The 18,505-nt window shown below is 61.6% G+C and carries 17 protein-coding genes; 6 read left to right on the forward strand and 11 right to left on the reverse strand.

Annotation, left to right across the window (positions count from 1 at the left end; genetic code table 11):
• The first annotated feature begins 37 nt into the window (after positions 1–37).
• The 4 genes from K3819_RS00215 to K3819_RS00230 are packed head-to-tail and all read left to right on the forward strand — an operon-like array spanning position 38 to position 3,549.
• Positions 38–1,186 (forward strand): ABC transporter permease, encoded by a 1,149-nt coding sequence (locus K3819_RS00215; protein WP_064592455.1) that lies wholly within the window; start codon positions 38–40, stop codon positions 1,184–1,186.
• On the forward strand, positions 1,183–1,986 hold the full coding sequence (locus K3819_RS00220) for an ABC transporter ATP-binding protein (protein WP_039764888.1): 804 nt from the start codon (positions 1,183–1,185) through the stop codon (positions 1,984–1,986). The genes K3819_RS00215 and K3819_RS00220 overlap by 4 nt, the downstream gene beginning before the upstream one ends.
• A 1-nt stretch (position 1,987) precedes the next feature.
• Positions 1,988–2,926: an MlaD family protein gene (locus tag K3819_RS00225; protein ID WP_039764886.1), complete on the forward strand. Its 939-nt coding sequence runs from the start codon at positions 1,988–1,990 to the stop codon at positions 2,924–2,926.
• Complete coding sequence (locus K3819_RS00230) at positions 2,923–3,549, forward strand: ABC-type transport auxiliary lipoprotein family protein (RefSeq protein ID WP_221398408.1); 627 nt, start codon at positions 2,923–2,925, stop codon at positions 3,547–3,549. The genes K3819_RS00225 and K3819_RS00230 overlap by 4 nt, the downstream gene beginning before the upstream one ends.
• Before the next feature lie 3 nt (positions 3,550–3,552).
• Here the strand turns inward: K3819_RS00230 and K3819_RS00235 are convergent, their stop codons facing one another.
• The 5 genes from K3819_RS00235 to K3819_RS00255 form a co-directional block, all read right to left on the reverse strand.
• Entirely contained in the window at positions 3,553–4,782 is a 1,230-nt protein-coding gene (locus K3819_RS00235) for a nucleoside recognition domain-containing protein (protein WP_007954056.1), read from the reverse strand.
• Positions 4,783–4,884: 102 nt separating this feature from the next.
• Complete coding sequence (gene gltP / locus K3819_RS00240; protein WP_221398409.1) at positions 4,885–6,216, reverse strand: glutamate/aspartate:proton symporter GltP; 1,332 nt, start codon at positions 6,214–6,216, stop codon at positions 4,885–4,887.
• Positions 6,217–6,914: 698 nt separating this feature from the next.
• Positions 6,915–7,379, reverse strand: coding sequence for an inhibitor of vertebrate lysozyme family protein (locus K3819_RS00245; RefSeq protein ID WP_039764879.1), 465 nt, complete (start codon positions 7,377–7,379; stop codon positions 6,915–6,917).
• A gap of 2 nt (positions 7,380–7,381) precedes the next feature.
• The gene (locus tag K3819_RS00250; protein WP_003177151.1) at positions 7,382–7,546 is read right to left on the reverse strand and encodes a DUF1328 domain-containing protein; all 165 of its coding nucleotides are present in this window, start codon (positions 7,544–7,546) and stop codon (positions 7,382–7,384) included.
• 67 nt (positions 7,547–7,613) lie between these two features.
• Positions 7,614–7,898 (reverse strand): hypothetical protein, encoded by a 285-nt coding sequence (locus K3819_RS00255; RefSeq protein WP_221398410.1) that lies wholly within the window; start codon positions 7,896–7,898, stop codon positions 7,614–7,616.
• A 427-nt stretch (positions 7,899–8,325) separates the two neighbouring features.
• On the opposite strand from K3819_RS00255, the gene algB reads away from it, so the two are divergent.
• Together algB and K3819_RS00265 are read left to right on the forward strand one after the other, a co-directional pair.
• Positions 8,326–9,672 (forward strand): sigma-54-dependent response regulator transcription factor AlgB, encoded by a 1,347-nt coding sequence (gene algB / locus K3819_RS00260; RefSeq protein WP_039764876.1) that lies wholly within the window; start codon positions 8,326–8,328, stop codon positions 9,670–9,672.
• A 10-nt stretch (positions 9,673–9,682) separates the two neighbouring features.
• On the forward strand, positions 9,683–11,473 hold the full coding sequence (locus K3819_RS00265) for a KinB sensor domain-containing domain (protein WP_221398411.1): 1,791 nt from the start codon (positions 9,683–9,685) through the stop codon (positions 11,471–11,473).
• On the opposite strand, the gene K3819_RS00270 is transcribed toward K3819_RS00265, so the two are convergent.
• The 6 genes from K3819_RS00270 to K3819_RS00295 all read right to left on the reverse strand — a co-directional run bounded on the left by K3819_RS00270 (position 11,470) and on the right by K3819_RS00295 (position 18,473).
• A complete protein-coding gene (locus tag K3819_RS00270; RefSeq protein WP_170928281.1) occupies positions 11,470–13,083 on the reverse strand; it encodes an EAL domain-containing protein in 1,614 nt (537 codons plus the stop codon). The two genes, K3819_RS00265 and K3819_RS00270, sit on opposite strands and share 4 nt — an antisense overlap.
• 75 nt (positions 13,084–13,158) lie before the next feature.
• Positions 13,159–13,938 (reverse strand): N-acetylmuramoyl-L-alanine amidase, encoded by a 780-nt coding sequence (locus tag K3819_RS00275; protein ID WP_039764871.1) that lies wholly within the window; start codon positions 13,936–13,938, stop codon positions 13,159–13,161.
• A 101-nt stretch (positions 13,939–14,039) separates the two neighbouring features.
• Positions 14,040–16,130 (reverse strand): GGDEF domain-containing protein, encoded by a 2,091-nt coding sequence (locus tag K3819_RS00280; protein WP_221398412.1) that lies wholly within the window; start codon positions 16,128–16,130, stop codon positions 14,040–14,042.
• Positions 16,127–17,005 (reverse strand): endonuclease/exonuclease/phosphatase family protein, encoded by an 879-nt coding sequence (locus K3819_RS00285; RefSeq protein ID WP_221398413.1) that lies wholly within the window; start codon positions 17,003–17,005, stop codon positions 16,127–16,129. Before K3819_RS00285 ends, K3819_RS00280 begins: the two co-directional genes overlap by 4 nt.
• Positions 17,006–17,019: 14 nt before the next feature.
• Positions 17,020–17,661, reverse strand: coding sequence for a thiol:disulfide interchange protein DsbA/DsbL (locus K3819_RS00290; protein WP_007954043.1), 642 nt, complete (start codon positions 17,659–17,661; stop codon positions 17,020–17,022).
• Between the two features lie 200 nt (positions 17,662–17,861).
• Positions 17,862–18,473, reverse strand: a complete 612-nt coding sequence (locus K3819_RS00295; RefSeq protein ID WP_064592479.1) for a cytochrome c — start codon at positions 18,471–18,473, stop codon at positions 17,862–17,864.
• Between the last annotated feature and the right edge of the window lie 32 nt (positions 18,474–18,505).

The raw sequence follows: 18,505 nt of genomic DNA on the forward strand, positions 1-18,505 counted from the left end.
GTAGGTTCGTCTCGATAGCCGAACAAGCACGGAGCTTATGACCAGCAGCCCAATGACCGGCAGTGCCCGCCTGGACACCTCGATCACCCCTGCCCGCCTGCGGGTCACCGGGGACTGGACGCTTGCCCATTACGCCGACCTCAAGCAACTGAGCGAAACGCTCCACGGCCAGTACGACGCCAACACTCCCATCGACCTCAACGGCCTCGGCGCCCTCGACACCGCCGGTGCGTCGCTGCTGGTGGAACTGCTCGGCTCGGAGCGGCTGGGCAAGTCCGCCGAACACCCCGACTGCACGATTTCCAGCGCCGACCGCGCCCTGCTGCAGACCGTGTATCGCTCGCTGACCGATTTCTGCGTGCCGATCAAGGAACCGGAAATCAGCGTCAGTGTGCAACTGCTGACGCGCATCGGTCGGGCTGTCGACACGGTCTGGCGAGACACCTTGCAATTGCTCGGCTTCGTCGGCCTGATTCTCGAAACCATCGCCCGCAGCCTGTTCCGGCCCAAGCGCTGGCGGATCACGCCGATGATCGCCCACATCGAACAGACCGGCCTCGACGCCGCGCCCATCGTGGCGTTGCTGACCTTTCTGGTGGGCGCGGTGGTGGCGTTCCTCGGGGCGACGGTGCTGGCCAGTTTCGGTGCCAGCGTATTCACCGTGGATCTGGTGGGCTTCGCCTTCCTGCGCGAGTTCGGCGTGTTGCTCACAGCGATCCTGATGGCCGGCCGCACGGCCAGTGCCTTCACCGCGCAGATCGGCTCGATGAAGGCCAACGAGGAAATCGACGCGATTCGCACGCTTGGCCTCGACCCCATGGAATTACTGGTGGTACCACGGGTGCTGGCGCTGCTGGTGGCGCTGCCGATGCTGACCTTTCTGGCGATGATTTGCGGGATCGTCGGCGGCGCGGTGGTCTGCGCGGTGTCGCTGGATATCTCGCCGGCGATGTTCCTGTCGCTGCTGCAAAGCGACATAGGGATTCAACATTTCCTGGTGGGCCTGGTCAAAGCCCCGATCTTTGCTTTCCTGATCGCCGCCATCGGCTGTCTGGAAGGCTTCAAGGTCAGCGGCAGCGCCGAATCGGTCGGCGCCCACACCACCTCCAGCGTGGTGCAATCGATTTTCGTGGTGATCGTGCTTGATGCGGTCGCCGCGCTGTTCTTCATGGAGATGGGCTGGTGAGTCGTCTACCCCGCGCGCCCTCCGAGGCGGTGATCGAAGTTCGTGGCCTGTGCAATCGCTTCGGCAGCCAGAGCGTGCACGAGAACCTCGATCTCGACTTGTACAAAGGCGAAATCCTGGCCGTGGTCGGCGGCTCCGGCAGCGGCAAGTCGGTGTTGCTGCGCAGCATCGTCGGCTTGCGCCAGCCCAGCGAAGGCATGGTCAAGGTGTTCGGCCAGAACCTGCCGAGCCTGCCGGAGCATGAGCGCTCGCTGATCGAGCGGCGCTTTGGCGTGCTGTTTCAGAAAGGCGCGCTGTTTTCGTCGCTGACCGTCACCGAGAACGTCGCCCTGCCCCTGATCGAACACGCCGGTCTGAGCCGCGACGACGCCGAGCATCTGGCGGCGGTGAAGCTGGCGCTGGCCGGTCTTCCGCTGTCGGCAGCGGACAAGTACCCGGCTTCGCTGTCCGGCGGCATGATCAAGCGCGCGGCACTGGCCCGGGCGCTGGCGCTGGACCCGGACATCCTGTTTCTCGACGAACCCACCGCCGGCCTCGATCCGATTGGCGCGGCGCAGTTCGACCAATTGATCCTGACCCTGCGCGATGCCTTGGGCCTGAGCGTGTTTCTGGTGACTCACGACCTCGACACGCTCTACACCATCACTGACCGCGTCGCGGTACTGGCGCAAAAGAAGGTGCTGGTGGCCGGTCCCATCGACGTGGTCTCGGAAACCGACGACGCGTGGATTCACGAATACTTCCACGGCCCTCGCGGCCGCTCGGCGCTGGACGCCGCCAAACAGCTCAACGAGGTCTGACATGGAAACCCGAGCCCATCATGTGTTGATCGGCCTGTTCACGGTGATTGTGGTGGCAGGCGCCCTGCTCTTCGGTCTGTGGCTGGCCAAGTCCAGTGTCGACACCGAGTTCAAGGATTACGAAGTCGTGTTCAACGAGGCGGTCAGCGGCCTGTCCCGGGGCAGCCCGGTGCAGTACAGCGGGATCAAGGTCGGCGATGTGGTCAGCCTGCGCCTCGACCCGCAGGACCCACGTCGGGTGCTGGCACGCATTCGTCTGGCCGGCGACACGCCGGTCAAGGAAGACACCGAAGCCAAACTGGCCCTGGCCGGGATCACCGGCACCTCGATCATCCAGCTCAGCGGAGGCACGCCGCAAAGTCCGAAACTCAAGGGCCATGACGGCAACCTGCCGACCATCGTCGCCTCGCCCTCGCCCATCTCGCGGTTGCTCAGCGACAGCAACGATTTGATGAGCGGGGTCACGACGTTGCTCAGTAATGCCAATCAGATGTTCTCTGCCGACAACATCGAGCGCGTGAGCAAGACCCTCGAGCATCTGGAGCAGACCACCGGCTCGATCAACGATCAGCGCGGCGACCTGCGTCAGGCCATGCAGCAACTGGCGACGGTCGGCAAACAGGCCGGCAACATGCTCGAACAGACGTCCGCGCTGATGCGCAACGCCAACGGCCTGCTCAACGATCAGGGCAAACAGGCGCTCGGCAGTGCCGAACAGGCGATGAAATCCCTGGAGCAAAGCAGCGTCACCATCAACGGCCTGCTCAGCAAGAATCAGAATTCCCTCGACAGCGGCATGCAGGGCCTCAACGGCCTGGCCCCGGCGATCCGCGAACTGAGGGAGACTCTGAATTCGCTGCGCGCCATTTCCCAACGCCTGGAGGCCAACCCCAGCGGTTACCTGCTGGGCAGTGACAAGAACAAGGAGTTCACGCCATGAAGCTGACTCGCCTCGCCCTCTTCGCCGGCTTCACGCTGATCAGCGCGTGCTCGATCCTGCCCAAGTCCGAACCGTCGGACGTCTATCGCCTGCCGACGGCACAGGCACCCGCCTCGGCCGGTTCGGCGGCTGCTCAGCACTGGTCGCTGCGTCTGAACAAACTGCAGGCCAGTGAAGCGCTGAACCGGCCGAGCATCGCGGTGATTCCTCAGGGCGATGTGATCAGCAGTTACAAGGCCTCGCGCTGGAGCGATCCGGCGCCGGTGCTGGTGCGTAATCGGTTGCTTGATGGATTCCAGCGCGATGGCCGGGTGTCGCTGTTGAGCACCGATGACAGCAACTTCCAGGCAGACCTGGAATTGGGCGGCAGCCTGCAGGCGTTTCAGACCGAGTATCAGGGCAATCAGGCCAGCGTGGTGGTGCGGGTCGATGCGTTGCTGGTTCGCGGATACGACCAGCGGATTCTCGCCAGTCGCCGCTTCGAAGAACGTCAGCCGCTCAGTGATGTGAAGGTTCCGGCGGTGGTGGCCGGGTTCGGGCAGGCCAGTGATCGTCTCACCGCGAAAGTCGTGGCGTGGGCGGTGGAGCAAGGGCAGAAAGTTGCCCCACCTGCCCGGCCTTGAGCCTTAACCGAAGAACCAGTAGCAGACGCCGATAGCGCCGAGCACGCCCGCCAGCTCGGCCAGCAGCGCACAACCCACGGCATGCCGGGCGCGCTGGATGCCCACCGCGCCGAAGTACACCGCCAGCACGTAGAACGTGGTTTCGGTGCTGCCCTGAATCGTTGCGGCCACCAGCGCCGGGAAGCTGTCCACGCCCGAGGTCTTCATCGTTTCGATCAGCATCGCCCGGGCGGCGCTGCCGGAGAACGGTTTGACCATGGCGGTCGGCAACGCATCGACGAAGCGCGTGTCCCACCCTGCCCACTCCACCAGATGGCGGATGCCGTCGAGGCCGAAGTCCAGCGCGCCCGATGCGCGCAATACGCCGATCGCGCAGAGCATCGCCACCAGATACGGCAGCAGGTTCTTGGCAACGTCGAAACCTTCCTTCGCACCTTCGACGAACGCTTCGTAGACCTTCACCTTGCGCAATGCGCCGATCACCAGGAACAGCATGATCAGGCCGAACAGCGTCAGGTTGCCGAGAATCGACGAAAGCCCCGCCAGTGCGGTGGCCGACATTGTCGCGAGCAACGCCATGAAGCCGCCGAGGATCAGCGCGCCGGGAATCAGGTAGGCCAGCACCACCGGGTCCCAAACCCGCAGGCGCTGCATGAACGCCACCGACAGGAAGCCGACGATGGTCGAGCAACTGGTGGCCAGCAGGATCGGCAGGAACACCAGCGTCGGGTCCGGCGCGCCTTGCTGGGCGCGATACATGAAGATCGTCACCGGCAGCAGGGTCAGGGACGAGGCATTCAGTACGAGGAACAGGATTTGCGCGTTGCTGGCGATGGTCGAGCTGGGGTTGAGCTCTTGCAGCGCCTTCATCGCTTTAAGGCCGATCGGCGTGGCGGCGTTATCCAGGCCCAGGCCGTTGGCGGCAAAGTTCAGGGTGATCAGGCCGATGGCCGGGTGGCCCGCCGGCACTTCCGGCATAAGCCGCAGGAATAGCGGGCCCAGCGCTTTGGCCAGCCACTCGACAATCCCGGCCTTCTCGGCGATGCGCAGGAAGCCCAGCCACAGGGTCAGCGTGCCGAACAGCAGCACCATGACTTCGACCGACAGCTTGGCCATGGCAAAAATGCTTTCCACCATCGCCGCGAAGATCCCGGCATTGCCGCCGATCAGCCATTGCCCCAGCGCCGAAACGGCTGCCACGATGAAGAAGCCAAGCCACAGGCCATTAAGCATCAGTCAAATCCCCCGGAAGATGCGGCGAATGATAGCGGGGTCGCCAGAAACGACAAACCCCGGATTTCTCCGGGGTTTGTCAGGGTGCCTGGCGGGCGGGGATCAGTTTTTCGAAACGTCACCGGCCGGCAGTTTTTCCTTGCTGCGCCAGTGCGGCAGCGAGTTCCAGTAGCGCTGGCCCTTGGCGTCGTCGTACATGCCTTCCCAACGAGCGATGACCAGTACGGCGAGGGCGTTGCCGATCACGTTCAGGGCGGTACGCGCCATGTCCATCACACGGTCGACACCGGCGATGAAGGCCAGGCCTTCCAGCGGAATACCCACGCTGCCCAGAGTGGCCAGCAGCACCACGAAGGACACGCCCGGCACGCCGGCGATGCCTTTGGAGGTAACCATCAGCGTCAGGACCAGCAGCAGTTGCTGGCTGATCGACAGGTCGATGCCGTACAACTGGGCAATGAAGATCGCCGCGATGGACTGGTACAGGGTCGAGCCGTCGAGGTTGAACGAGTAACCGGTCGGCACTACGAAACTGCAGATGGCTTTTGGTGCGCCGTAGGCTTCCATCTTCTCGATCACCCGTGGCAGCACGGTTTCCGAGGAGGCGGTGGAGTAGGCCAGGACCAGCTCATCCTTGAAGATGCGCATCAGCTTGATCACCGAGAAACCGAACATCTTGGCGATCAGGCCCAACACCACAAAGGCGAAGAAGGCGATGGCGACGTAAACCAGGATCACCAGCTTGGCCAGCGGCAGCAGCGAGGCGAAACCGAAGTTGGCCACGGTCACCGCGATCAGGGCGAACACGCCGATTGGCGCGTAGTTCATGATCATGTGGGTGACTTTGAACATGCTTTCCGATACGCCCTGGAACATCTTCACCAGCGGCTCGCGCAGGTCCGACTGCAGGCTCGACAGACCGAGACCGAACAGCACGGAGAAGAAGATGATCGGCAGCATTTCGCCGCGAGCCATGGCCGCGAAGATGTTCGACGGGATCAGGTTGAGGATGGTCTCGATGAACGCGTGTTCATGCTGCACTTCGGCGGCGGTCGCCTGGTACTTGGAGATGTCCACAGTGCCCAGGGTGCTCATGTCGATGCCGGCACCCGGATGGAACAGGTTGGCCAGCAGCAGGCCGACGATGATGGCGATGGTGGTGACGATTTCGAAGTAGATGATGGTTTTCAGGCCGATGCGCCCGAGTTTCTTGGCGTCGCCCACGCCGGCGATGCCGACGATCAGGGAAGAGATGACGATCGGGATCACGATCATCTTGATCAGACGGATAAAGATATCGCCTGCCGGTTGCAGGACGTTGCTGATCCACCAGGCCTTTTCGGCGCTGAAATGGTTAAGCAACGCGCCGATTGCAATCCCCAATACCAGACCGATGAGGATCTGCCAGGCGAGGCTAAGCTTTGCCTTCTTCATTATCTTTACCCTTACTTGCGTTTGACTCAGGCACATGCAGGAACTGGAACGCTCATCAGCGGAAAAGTCTGTGCATCTGCCTCCGTATAAGGTGCCCCGAAGCGCGTATTTACGGCTCTCCGGCGGGCGAAAAAAGGCGCAACTATTCCGATGCAAGGTTGCGCCGTCTAATGCCGTAAACGCCTACCCTATGCCGAATCGGCATGAGCTTTTTTTTATGAAACTGGCGTCCCAACCGGTTCGAATAACGACATTTCGGCAGGCATAAGTGCCGTGAACCGGCCATTACAGCGTAGGTTGGTTATTTTTTGAACGAGTGATTTCGACGAAAAATTTAGGAAAAAGCCTACGTTCGGAAACTAAATGTCCGACTGATTCGATCGACTCTTTCTCGATATACGGTCGCCAGGAAACACCGCGAAATGCTTTCGCATGCAGTGTGAGCGATAAAAAAGTTGAGCAGAACGCTCTGGATCAACGTTTTGTCACGTTGAAAGCCCAGCGCAAGTCCGTCGAACCACTCCGGTTGGCGAACTTGCGTCGCAGCTTTTACCCTGACCCGGCCCTCATCGCAGGCACTCCCTGTACCCGTAGGTCACTCCGACCCTGCAACAGTCAGAACGTCCCGGCCCCCTGGTCATGCACCGGCCTTCCTCGGGCCGACGCAATGGAGGACAGCCTTTCGGCTGCCCTCGTGTTCAATACCAGTTCGGATCTTTCTTCAGCGTTTCCATCAGAAGGTTTTGCATGCCCTGATCGGGTTTGCCGAGGAAGCGGTAGGTGGCATGTCGCGTTGGCGACTTGTCCGCCGGCAGTCCTTCGGGCACATCCACAAGCATGGCGTAAGCGTCTTTCTTGTCGAAACTGAACGCGACGATCAAGCGATGGTTCATGCACTTGTCTGCGGATTCGCAGAGCGGACCGACCAGATACTTGTCGCCATCTTCGGTCACGGCATTCATCTGCTGGTCAGGCGTGCCGGACAGGTTCATCACCCATTCCGGCAGGCGTTCTTCCTTCTTCACCACGCCTTCCCAGGTTTCCCTGTATTGCGGGTCGGAACTCAACAGTTCGTTGACCCGCGCCTGGCCGTCATTGGCCGCGATTGCCATGGCACTACCGCCCAGGAGCAGGGCGGCTGCCAGTGTCTTTAACCCCTTCATGTTCAACCTCGACCGCGACGGCCAAAGAAGAAGGAAGCGATGAACATCACCAGGAACACGACAAACAGAATCTTGGCGATACCCGTGGCGGTGCCCGCGATACCACCGAAGCCCAGTACTGCGGCGATGATGGCAATGATCAGGAATGTGATTGCCCAGCTCAACATGGTGATTCTCCTTGCTTCTATTTAGGGATGTTGCCGGTCTCGGCGCAGGGGCGCCCAGATTCGTGAATCAGAAAACCCAGCGTTCTTCACCGGGCATGTCGCCCAGCGGTTGTGGCTGGTCGACGTCCATCATGCGCATCGCGCCGTTGTCGGCCTGGCTGCTGCTGACGGCGCTGAAGTGCGTCTGCGTCGCGTGTTGCATGGAAATCAGGGGCTCAGGCTGCTGGCTCTGCTCCCAGCGCAGATATTGCTGGCAGGCGATCAGAGTGATCAGCAGCGCAAGTGCGCCAAACAGGGCCTGCTGCAGATGCAGTGGCGAAATACGCATTTGGGCGGCACGTTGGCGAGTCATCCTGGGTTCCTCACTCTTGTTCGGTGGGGGCAGTGCATTTCTGCCCGGGCTGAATGATGTATTGCAGCCCGCATGCCAGCTTTTTTGTTTAAAAAAATCCAATAAAATCAGTTAGTTATAGATGCTGCAAAAGTTACTGACGACGCATCCTGCACGATGACCCTCGCAGCGTCGTGCGTAATGCACGATTATTTCGTAGGAGGAATCATTCTTTTTGAATTGAGAGCAGGGTGCGGATGTCAGAAAAGGAGGCAGGAAACCGTCCTGAAACTGTGCGATGTTTAAAAAATCAACAAAATCAGTGGATTAGCCCTGAGGGCAGGAGAGAGCTACCCTGCTATGACTGGAATCGATCAGAATCAACCATGCAACTTGCCCGATTTTTCCGGGACTAACCCAAGACATTCATTTATGGAGCGTAGGAAAAATGGAATCAGCCACTGAGCACCAAGGCCGCATTCTGCTGGTGGATGATGAATCCGCCATCCTGCGAACCTTTCGTTATTGCCTCGAAGACGAAGGTTATTCTGTCGCCACTGCCAACAGTGCGGCCCAGGCTGAAGCGCTGTTGCAACGCCAGGTGTTCGATCTGTGCTTTCTGGATTTGCGTCTGGGCGAAGATAACGGCCTGGATGTATTGGCGCAGATGCGCATTCAGGCGCCGTGGATGCGGGTGGTGATCGTCACCGCCCATTCGGCCGTCGACACCGCGGTGGACGCCATTCAGGCCGGCGCTGCCGATTATCTGGTCAAGCCGTGCAGCCCGGATCAATTGCGCCTGGCGACCGCCAAGCAACTGGAAGTACGTCAGCTGTCGGCGCGTCTGGAAGCCCTCGAAGGCGAGATCCGCAAACCCAAGGACGGCCTCGATTCCCACAGCCCGGCGATGAAAGTCGTCCTGGAAACGGCGCGGCAAGTGGCGGGCACCGACGCCAACATCCTGATCCTCGGTGAGTCCGGCACCGGTAAAGGTGAGCTGGCCCGAGCCATTCACGGCTGGAGCAAGCGCGAGAAGAAATCCTGCGTCACCATCAACTGCCCGTCGCTGACCGCCGAACTGATGGAAAGCGAGTTGTTCGGTCACAGTCGCGGCGCGTTCACCGGGGCCAGTGAAAGCACGCTGGGTCGAGTCAATCAGGCCGATGGCGGTACGCTGTTTCTCGACGAGATCGGCGATTTTCCGCTGACATTGCAGCCCAAGTTGCTGCGTTTCATTCAGGACAAGGAATACGAGCGGGTAGGCGATCCGGTCACCCGCCGCGCCGATGTGCGCATCCTCGCCGCCACCAACCTCAATCTTGAGGACATGGTGCGCGACGGCCGTTTCCGTGAAGACCTGCTCTATCGTCTGAACGTCATCACCCTGCATTTGCCGCCGCTGCGCGAGCGGGCCGAAGACATCCTGACCTTGGCCGACCGGTTCCTCGCCCGCTTCGTGAAGGAATACGCGCGTCCGGCCCGGGGCTTCAGTGATGAGGCTCGCGAAGCACTGCTGGGCTATCGCTGGCCGGGCAACATCCGCGAGTTGCGTAACGTGGTCGAGCGGGCCAGCATCATTTGCCCGCAGGAGCGTGTGGAAATCAGCCACCTCGGCATGGCCGAACAACCGGCGAACAATGCGCCACGGGTCGGCGCGGCGCTGAGTCTCGACGAACTGGAGAAGGCCCACATCGGCGCAGTACTGGCGACCGCGGGCACCCTCGATCAGGCCGCCAAGACCCTGGGAATTGACGCCTCGACCCTGTATCGCAAACGCAAGCAGTACAACCTGTGAGCATCCGCGGATGAAACTGGCGATGAAGTTGCGGACTCGCTTGTTCTTGAGCATTTCCGCGCTGATCACCGTGGCCTTGCTCGGGCTGATGCTCGGGCTGGTCAGCGTGATGCAGATGGCCGGCACTCAGGAGACGCTGATCCGCAACAACTTCGTCACTCTTGATCTTGGGCTCAAGCTGCGCCAGACCCTCGGCGATCAACTGATCATGATGCTCGCCGAAAAGCCCGACCCCGTGGCGTTCGAAGCGTCCAAACAGCATTACTTCCAGTTGCTCGACGAGGGCATCGCCCAGGAGCAAAAAGACGACGATCGCCAGTATGGATTCAGTCAGGCCAAAGCCGATTACCTGAGCTTCCTCCAGGCGTTCGACATCTCCCGCGACCCGGCTGCTGCCCTGAGTGGCGGTGGCGACTTGCGTGAGCGCTTCAACACCCTGCGCAACGGATTGATTACCGAGCACAAGCACGCACTGGACAACATCAATTCAGTCCAGCATGCCGCCCGCGACCGCGCGTTGCTGATCGCTGGCCTGTTGGGACTGGTGGGGCTGGCGGTGCTGATCATTGGCTTCGTTACCGCCCAGGGCATTGCCCGGCGTTTTGGTGCGCCGATCGAAGCGCTGGCCAAAGCGGCGGACAATATCGGCCAAGGCAATTTCGAGGTGACCCTGCCGGTGTCCTCGGCTATGGAGATCAACCTGCTGACCCGGCGCTTCGGGCTGATGGCCGAAGCCCTGCGCGAACATCAGGCGACCAATGTCGACGAATTGCTCGCCGGCCAGCAGCGCCTGCAAGCGGTGCTCGACAGCATCGATGACGGTTTGCTGATGATCGACCGTCAGGGTCGTCTGGAACATTTGAACCCGGTGGCCCAGCGACAACTGGGCTGGGACAGCGACCGTTTCGGCGAAGGCCTCGGCACGGCGCTTCAGCGACCGGAGCTGGATGCACAGCTGCAACTGGTGTTGCGCGGCGGCAACCTTGAGCGGGCGCCGGAAGATTTGAGCATTGAGGTCGATGGCGAAACGCGCCTGCTGACCTACAGCCTGACGCCGGTCAGCCATACCCAGGGGCATATCCTCGGCGCCGTGATGGTCCTGCACGACGTCACCGAGCAGCGCGCCTTCGAACGGGTGCGCAGCGAATTCGTGTTGCGCGCCTCTCACGAACTGCGCACGCCGGTCACGGGCATGCACATGGCGTTCGGACTGTTCCGTGAGAGGGCGAAGTTTCCTCCGGAGTCGCGTGAGTCCGACCTGCTCGACACGGTCAATGAAGAAATGCAGCGCCTGATGCAGTTGATCAACGATCTGCTCAACTTTTCGCGTTATCAGAGCGGTTTGCAGAAACTCACACTGGCGCCGTGCTCCATCGAGGATCTGCTGGAGCAGGCGCGTTTGCGTTTCGCCGATTCGGCAGCGCAGAAGGGCGTTACCTTGACCGTCGAAGCGCAGAGCCCGCTGCCACGCTTGCAGGCGGATCAGGCGCAGCTCGATCGAGTCCTCGACAACCTGATCGACAACGCCTTGCGCCACACGGCGCGCGACGGGTTGATCCGCTTGCAGGCCCGTCGCCATGGCGAACGGGTGATCATCAGCGTCGAAGACAACGGCGAAGGGATTGCCTACGGTCAGCAAGGGCGGATTTTCGAACCCTTCGTTCAGGTGGGCCGCAAGAAGGGTGGGGCCGGGCTGGGTCTGGCGCTGTGCAAGGAAATCGTCCAGTTGCACGGTGGGCGGATGGGCGTTTACTCGCGGCCGGGGCAGGGCACGCAGTTCTATATGGCGCTGGCGGTTTAGGCTTCGTCGTCGATCCGGCGGCCGGCGAGTCGCCGTCCACGGGTAATCAGTTCGATGAACTGCACCGCGCTCAAGGCGTGGGCGAACAACCAGCCCTGACCGAACTTCACCCCTTCGCTGCTCAGCAGCGCCGCTTGTGACTCGAATTCGATCCCTTCGGCAATCACCTTCAGGTCCAGCGCCTGGGCCATGTGAATGATGTGTGGCGCGACACCGCTGCTGGCGGCGTCATGGCCGAGGGCGTCGATAAATGCCTTGTCGATCTTCAGGCAATCCACCGGCAGGGTTTGCAAATAGGCCAGGCTGCAATAGCCGGTGCCGAAATCGTCGATCAGCACCTGATGCCCGACATCGCGCAGCGCCTGCAAGTTTTCCCGGGCTACCACCACATCGATCAGGCCGCGCTCGGTCACCTCGAAAGCAATCTGCCGCGCCGCCACCCGATGCAGGGTCAGCAGCCGCGCCATGACCTGGCCGATGCGCGGCACCATCACGTCGCAGGCGGCCAGATTCACCGAGATGTACAGCTGCGGATTGGCCCGCAGCAACTGACCCAACTGCTCGAGCAGGCGTTGCAGGACGAAGTCGGTCATCTGGCGAATCTGTCCGGTGTTCTCGGCCATCGGGATGAACAGGTCGGGGCTGGTCAGCGTGCCGTCCGGCCGGCGCCAGCGCAGCAGGGCTTCGGCACCGACGCAGTTGCGGCTGTCGAGATCGAAGATCGGCTGATAAAGCACCTGCAACTCGCCACGGCGGATGGCGCCGTGCAGCTCGGCGTCGAGCGACTGGCGCTGGCGCACGACCCAGAACACCAGAACGCCCACCAGCGCACCGAGCACCAGACAGAAAGGCACCATCCACCACCAGAGCTCCGGAATGTGCATGCCCGTGCGCGGGCTGATCAGCACCAGTTGGTATTCCGGGTTGTCAGTGGGCATGCGGTAGATCAGGTGTGACTGGGTGACTTGCAGTGCGTTCGGGGTTTTCGGCGGCCAGGGCTCGGTGGGCGGCCAGACCTGTGGAACGCCGAGCACCGGAATCGCCCGGGTCCCGTGATCCAGCACTACCAACAGGCTGCTGCCGGGCAACAGGTCGACCATGTCGGTGAGATGTCCGCGCGAGGTGGCTACGCGAAAGTTGCCGCGCCCGAGCATCAGCGCTGCGCGGTTTTCATCGGGTTCGGTGGTGGTGTTCAGCCAGTAGCTGTAGGTCGGGCCCTTGATGTCCGGAGGACGGATCACCGACAGGCCTTCCTGGCGCGGACGGTTGGAGCAAATCCGCGTGGCGTCCATGTAGGCGGCTTCATAGACGAAGCGGTAGTTGAACGTCACTTGCTGCAACGTGGCGATCATTTCGTCGTCGCAGCTGCGCAAGGGCTGGGCTTCGAGGTCGTCGAGGCTTTCGCGCAACTGGCCGAAGAGTTGCTCCAGACGTGCCAGGAACCGCTCCCCCTGGGCGTTCATTTCCTGGCTTTCGCTTTGCTCGACCTGGCGCACGGCCACGAACAGCCCGCCGGTGATCAGCAGGCTCGCACTGAGGACAGCAGCGATCATCGCCAGAAACCAGGGGCGATAAAACCAGCTACGCAGCGTCTCTCGGGTAGCAACCATCATGGATATCCGAAGAATTACCAATGAGTTATAGCTGCTGATTGCGATTTCGCCCTGACCGTCGGGCGGGCGTCATTATTTTGTCTGATTCAGCACCAGCAGCAACGCTGCCGTTTGCGCATCCGGCGTGCCGTCAAAGCGCGCAGGGCGGTAGTGCATCTGGAAGGCCGCGAGCACATGGCGGGTCGCTACATCCAGCTCACCGGTTTGCGGCGTCGAGTAGCCCAGGCGTGCCAGTTGGCTCTGGAACCAGGTGATGCTCGGCAGCTCGGCGTCGAACTGCGCTTGCTGGCGTGCCACGGCTTGCTCGTCGGGCCAGAGCCCCAGCCCCTCGGCCGCCAGGCGCTTCCAGGGGAACAGCGGCCCCGGGTCGAGCTTGCGCAACGGGGCGATGTCACTGTGGCCGATGATGTGGCGCGGGCTGATGCCCTGGCGTTTACTGATGTCCTTGAGCAGGACGATCAACGATTGCACCTGTGCTTCGCTGTAGGGATACCAGAGGCGACCGGTCGGTGTGTCCTTGAAACCCGGATTGACGATTTCAATGCCGATCGAACTGGAGTTGAGCCAGGTACGGCCTTGCCATTCGCTTTCACCGGCATGCCAGGCACGCAGGTTCTCGTCCATCAACTTGTAGATGGTGGCGTTCTTGTCGTCGCCGATCAGGTAATGACTGCTGACTTCGCCGTGAGTCAGCAACTGCAATGAGCGTTCGAGCGAAGCGGAGGTGTAGTGCACGATCACGAACTGCACACGGCTGTCGTGATTGACCGAAGGATGGCTGGTGTCGAAACGCGGGCCGCTGGCACAACCGGCCAGTAAGAGGAGCGACGCGAGGAGGGTAAAAAATTTCATGGCAGAGGGCAGTACACGCAAGACGATAATGCAACAGTGTAACGTATCGCCTTGCGCTTCGACGCTTAAAGGGCTGATTTAAACAATATGGAACAATTGCCTCAGCCCAGCTCTACCCGGTTACGCCCTGCGTTTTTCGCCCGGTAAAGCGCCTGATCGGCTCTTTTGAGCACCAGATCGCTGTGTTCTCCCGGCCGGAAAGCCGCCAGCCCCATGGAAACGGTAATCGTGACGCGCTCGCCCTTGAAGTGAAACGGGCAGGCTTCGATGGCGGCGCGCAGGGTTTCCAGGAGTTTGGCCCCGACCGCCGGTGGGGTGGCCGGGAGCAGAAGGACAAACTCTTCCCCGCCGAAACGGGCGATGAAATCACTGCCCCGCAGACGCTTGCGCAGCACCGTGGCGATGATTTTCAAGACCTTGTCGCCGGCCAGATGCCCGTAGTTGTCGTTGATTCGTTTGAAGTGATCGAGGTCGAGCATGGCCAGGCTCAAGGTATTGCCGTGCTGCTGCCATTGGGCGATTTCATATTCGAGCCGTTCGGTCCAGGCGGCGCGGTTGGGCAGGCCGGTGAGCGGATCGATCAGGGCTTTCTGGCGTTGCTCTTCGAGGTGTTCGCGATATCCCTGCGCTTCCTGCTCCATGTGTGCGACGCGTTCAGCGAGGCTTTTCAGGCGTCCAGCCACTTCCTGTTCCCGGGCGTCACGTTGCTTCTGGTGCTGATCCATGGTGCCGAGCAGGCCTTCGAGGTGGTTTTCCAGCACTTGCTTCAGATCATCCAGATCGGCCGCTTCCTGCACGCTGTTCTGCAGGCCGTCGACCTGTTCGCGGATCTGCGTGTCCATCGCTCGCGCCGCAGAGCTGTTGTCGGCGTGGCCTTCGCTGGCGGCCTGCAAGTTGCTCTGGAACGCTTCGAGGCGCTCGTTGAGTTGCTGCAGGTAGGCTTCGAATTCGTGTTGGCCGCTGTCGTTAATGGCCAGCATCAAGGTCGCGAGATCGTCGAGGATCGGCAGCAATTCGTACCAGTTCAGGCCGTTTTTCAATCGATCGCGCATGGCCTCGGCTTGCGGGCGATGGCGCTCCGGCAAGGTCAGGTCATCCAGCAGCCCGATCAGCGTGTCTTCGATGTGTTTGGCGACCGAACTGTACGACGGCTCCGGCGAGTCCGGCAGGGCGTAGAGGATGTCGTGCTCGGATTGTTCCGGATCGATGGCGGCCAATGCCTGGGCGATGGGCTCGGGCAGGGGCAGGCTGTCGAGGATCACGGGCGGCGGCGTATCGCCGGGGTGGATCAGTTCGTCGGGGTTGATGGCCGTGGGCACTGCCGGCGCGAAAACCGGAGGAGGCGTGAAGGTCTGCGGCTCCGGTTCTGGCTCGGCGGTTTCTGGTTCGCTGGGGGCGGAGGGGGATTCGGTGAGGATTCTGGCAGGCTCAAAGGCCGCCACCTCCGGTTCCGCAAGATATTCGGGGATTGGTTCTGGCGCTTTGAAGGGCTCGGCCACGGGGGCGGCGATCGGCGCTTGGCTGACGCTCGCAGTGGCGACCGGTTCGGCGCTTGTAACAGGCGCTTCCGGCGCTGGCGCAGCTTCATGTGTGACGGGCGCTTGCTGTGGCTGCACTGGTGGTGCGACCGCAGCGGCTTGAGCCACTGGAGCAGGCGTTTCCTCGCTGTCGCGACTGCCGAACAGGCGCTGCAACAAGCCCGGGCGTCCCGGTTCCGCCGGCGTTGCCAGCTGGCTCAAGGCCTTGCCCTGCAGGCCGCTGAGTTCGCTGAGCAGCAGCGGCATCTCTCTGGCCTGACTCACCCGGCCATCCAGCTGCTTGGCGAATTTCTTCAGCGGCTGGGCCACATCGCGAGGCAGCGGGAGAGATTGCAACTGAGTGACCAGCGCAGTCAGTGCGGTGCTGACCTGTTCGATCCGGGTTTCCCGGCGCTGCTCGGAATCGAGCACGGCTTTTTCCAGTCGCGGCAGCAGGGCGGCGAGGCCGGCGTCCATGTCGTCGGTGCGCACTACGTCGCGCATCTCTTTCATGCACTGATCGACCACGCGGTCGGTGCCTTCCGCCGCCAGGGTGCTGCGCACCAGGCCGCGGCGCAGCAGGTCGAGCCGGGCGTCCCACCGACGTTCGAGCTTTTCCTGTTGTTCGATGCTTTTGAGGTATTTCTCTTTCCAGCGCTGGGCTTCGTCGCTCATTCAGGGGTTCCGCGAAGGGCAGTGCTCAACGCGGGCAATGCATCGGCCGTGAGCGAACCCGGCAGACGAATCTCTACCGCGACCGGCAGGTGATCGGAAATCGGTTGTGCCAGCACTTCGACTTTTTCCAGGGTCAGGGTCGGGCTGAGCAGAATATGATCCAGGCAGCGCTGCGGGCGCCAGCTGGGGAATGTCGCTTCGAGTTGCGGGGCCAGCAGGCCGAGGTCGCGCAACGGCGAATGTTGCAGCAGATCGCTGGCGTGGGTGTTCATGTCACCCATCAGCACCTGATGCTTGTAGCCGCCGATCAGCTCGCGGATGTAGGCCAGTTGCATGCTGCGGACCCGAGCGCCGAGGGCCAGGTGCATCATCACCACCACCAGTGCCTCCGGGCCCTCGCCGAAGCGCACGAGAATCGCCCCGCGTCCCTTTGGACCCGGTAACGGGTGGTCTTCAATCGCCCACGGCCGCAGACGACTGAGCACGCCATTGCTGTGCTGGGCCAGTCGGCCAAGGTTGCGATTGAGTTGTTGATACCAGTAGGGGAAGGCGCCGAGCTGGGCCAGGTGTTCGACCTGATTGACGTAGCCTGAACGCAGGCTGCCGCCATCGGCTTCCTGCAGGGCGACCAGATCGAAGTCGCCGAGCAGATTGCCGATCTTTTGCAGATTGCTGGAGCGCCCGGGGTGCGGCAGCAGATGCTGCCAGCTGCGGGTCAGGTAGTGCCGATAGCGCTCGGTGCTGATACCGACCTGAATATTGAAACTGAGCAGGCGCAGACGGCTGTCTACGGGCAGGCCCGTCGATTCCAGGTGATGCTCGTTGACCTGCGGATCATGCAGGCCAACGACGCGTTCGGTTCCCCAGCGGCGCATGGCGATTGCCGCGCTTAGTTGGCAGCTGCCTTATTGGTCGCTCGCTCTTTGGCCACCAGTTGGTCAGCCAGTTTCAACGCCTGTTCGGCCCCGCCGGCAGAGCCGATGTCAAAACGATACTTGCCGTTGACGATCATGGTTGGAACACCGGAGATTTCATACTTCTTGGCCAGTTCGCGGGCTTTCACGATTTGCCCTTTGATGGCGAACGAATCGAAGGTCGCCAGGAACTTGTCCTTGTCCACGCCTTGAGTGGCGAGGAAGTCGGCCATGTCGTTCTTGTCGGTCAGTTTCTTGTGTTCTTTCTGGATCGCGTTGAATACGGCAGCGTGCACGTTGTGCTCGACGCCCATGGCTTCCAGGGTCAGGAACATCTGGCCGTGAGCGTCCCACGGGCCACCGAACATCGCAGGAATGCGTACGAAGTTGACGTCGGACGGCAGTTTTTCAACCCACGGATTGATCACCGGCTCGAACGCGTAGCAGTGCGGGCAGCCATACCAGAACAGCTCGACCACTTCGATCTTGCCAGGCACGGCGACCGGCACCGGGTTGCTCAGTTCGACGTAAGGGGCAGCAGGGGCTTCGGCGGCCTGGGCGGTCACGCCGAACAGGCTGGCAGCGACGAGGGCGGCGCTGATGATCAGATTACGCATGCTTTACTCCTGGACAATTTTGGTCGCCTCGCGCGACCTGTTTTCAGACAGATCCTGGCGGGCATGAGTTCTGTAGTGTAACGGCAGCGGCCACAAAAAAGGGCGGCCAAAGCCACCCTTTTTATACTTGCTGCGACGGATTAATCGAGCGTTAACGTGGCAGGCGTTGGCCATCGCACGTAACGCTCGAATCGCGCGTCTTAGTGCAGGCCCTGAATGTAGCTGGAGACTGCCGCGATGTCTTCGTCGCTCAGCTTGCGGGCGATGGTGCGCATGGTCATCGCGTCGCCGTCGTTGCTGCGGCCGGCTTCTTCCTTGCGGAAATCGGTCAGCTGCTTGGCGATGTACTGAGCGTGTTGGCCACCCAGGTGCGGGAAGCCGGCGGCTGCGTTGCCGGCGCCGTTCGGCGAGTGGCAACCGGTGCAGGCTGGCAGGCCTTTCTCGATATTGCCGCCACGGAACAGGGCTTCACCGCGAGCGACGATCTTCGGATCGGCGGCGCCGACGCTGCCTTTCTGGCTGGCGAAGTAGGCGGCGATATCGGCCAGGTCCTGATCGCTCAGGTTGGTCAGCAGGCCGGTCATTTCCAGAACGGTGCGCTTGCCCGACTTGATGTCGTGGAGCTGCTTGGTCAGGTAGCGTTCACCCTGTCCGGCCAGCTTTGGAAAGTTTGGCGCCATGCTGTTGCCATCCGGGCCATGGCAGGCGCCGCATACGGCGGCTTTTGCCTGGCCTGCGGCTGCATCACCGGCAGCATGGGCGAAGCCTGAGATTCCCACGGTCAACAGCAGACTCACGATCAGTTTGTTCATCAGCTAATCCAACTACGGCTAAGGGTTAAGAG

This window comes from Pseudomonas sp. 3-2, assembly GCF_019710535.1.
GTDB lineage: Bacteria > Pseudomonadota > Gammaproteobacteria > Pseudomonadales > Pseudomonadaceae > Aquipseudomonas > Aquipseudomonas pharyngis.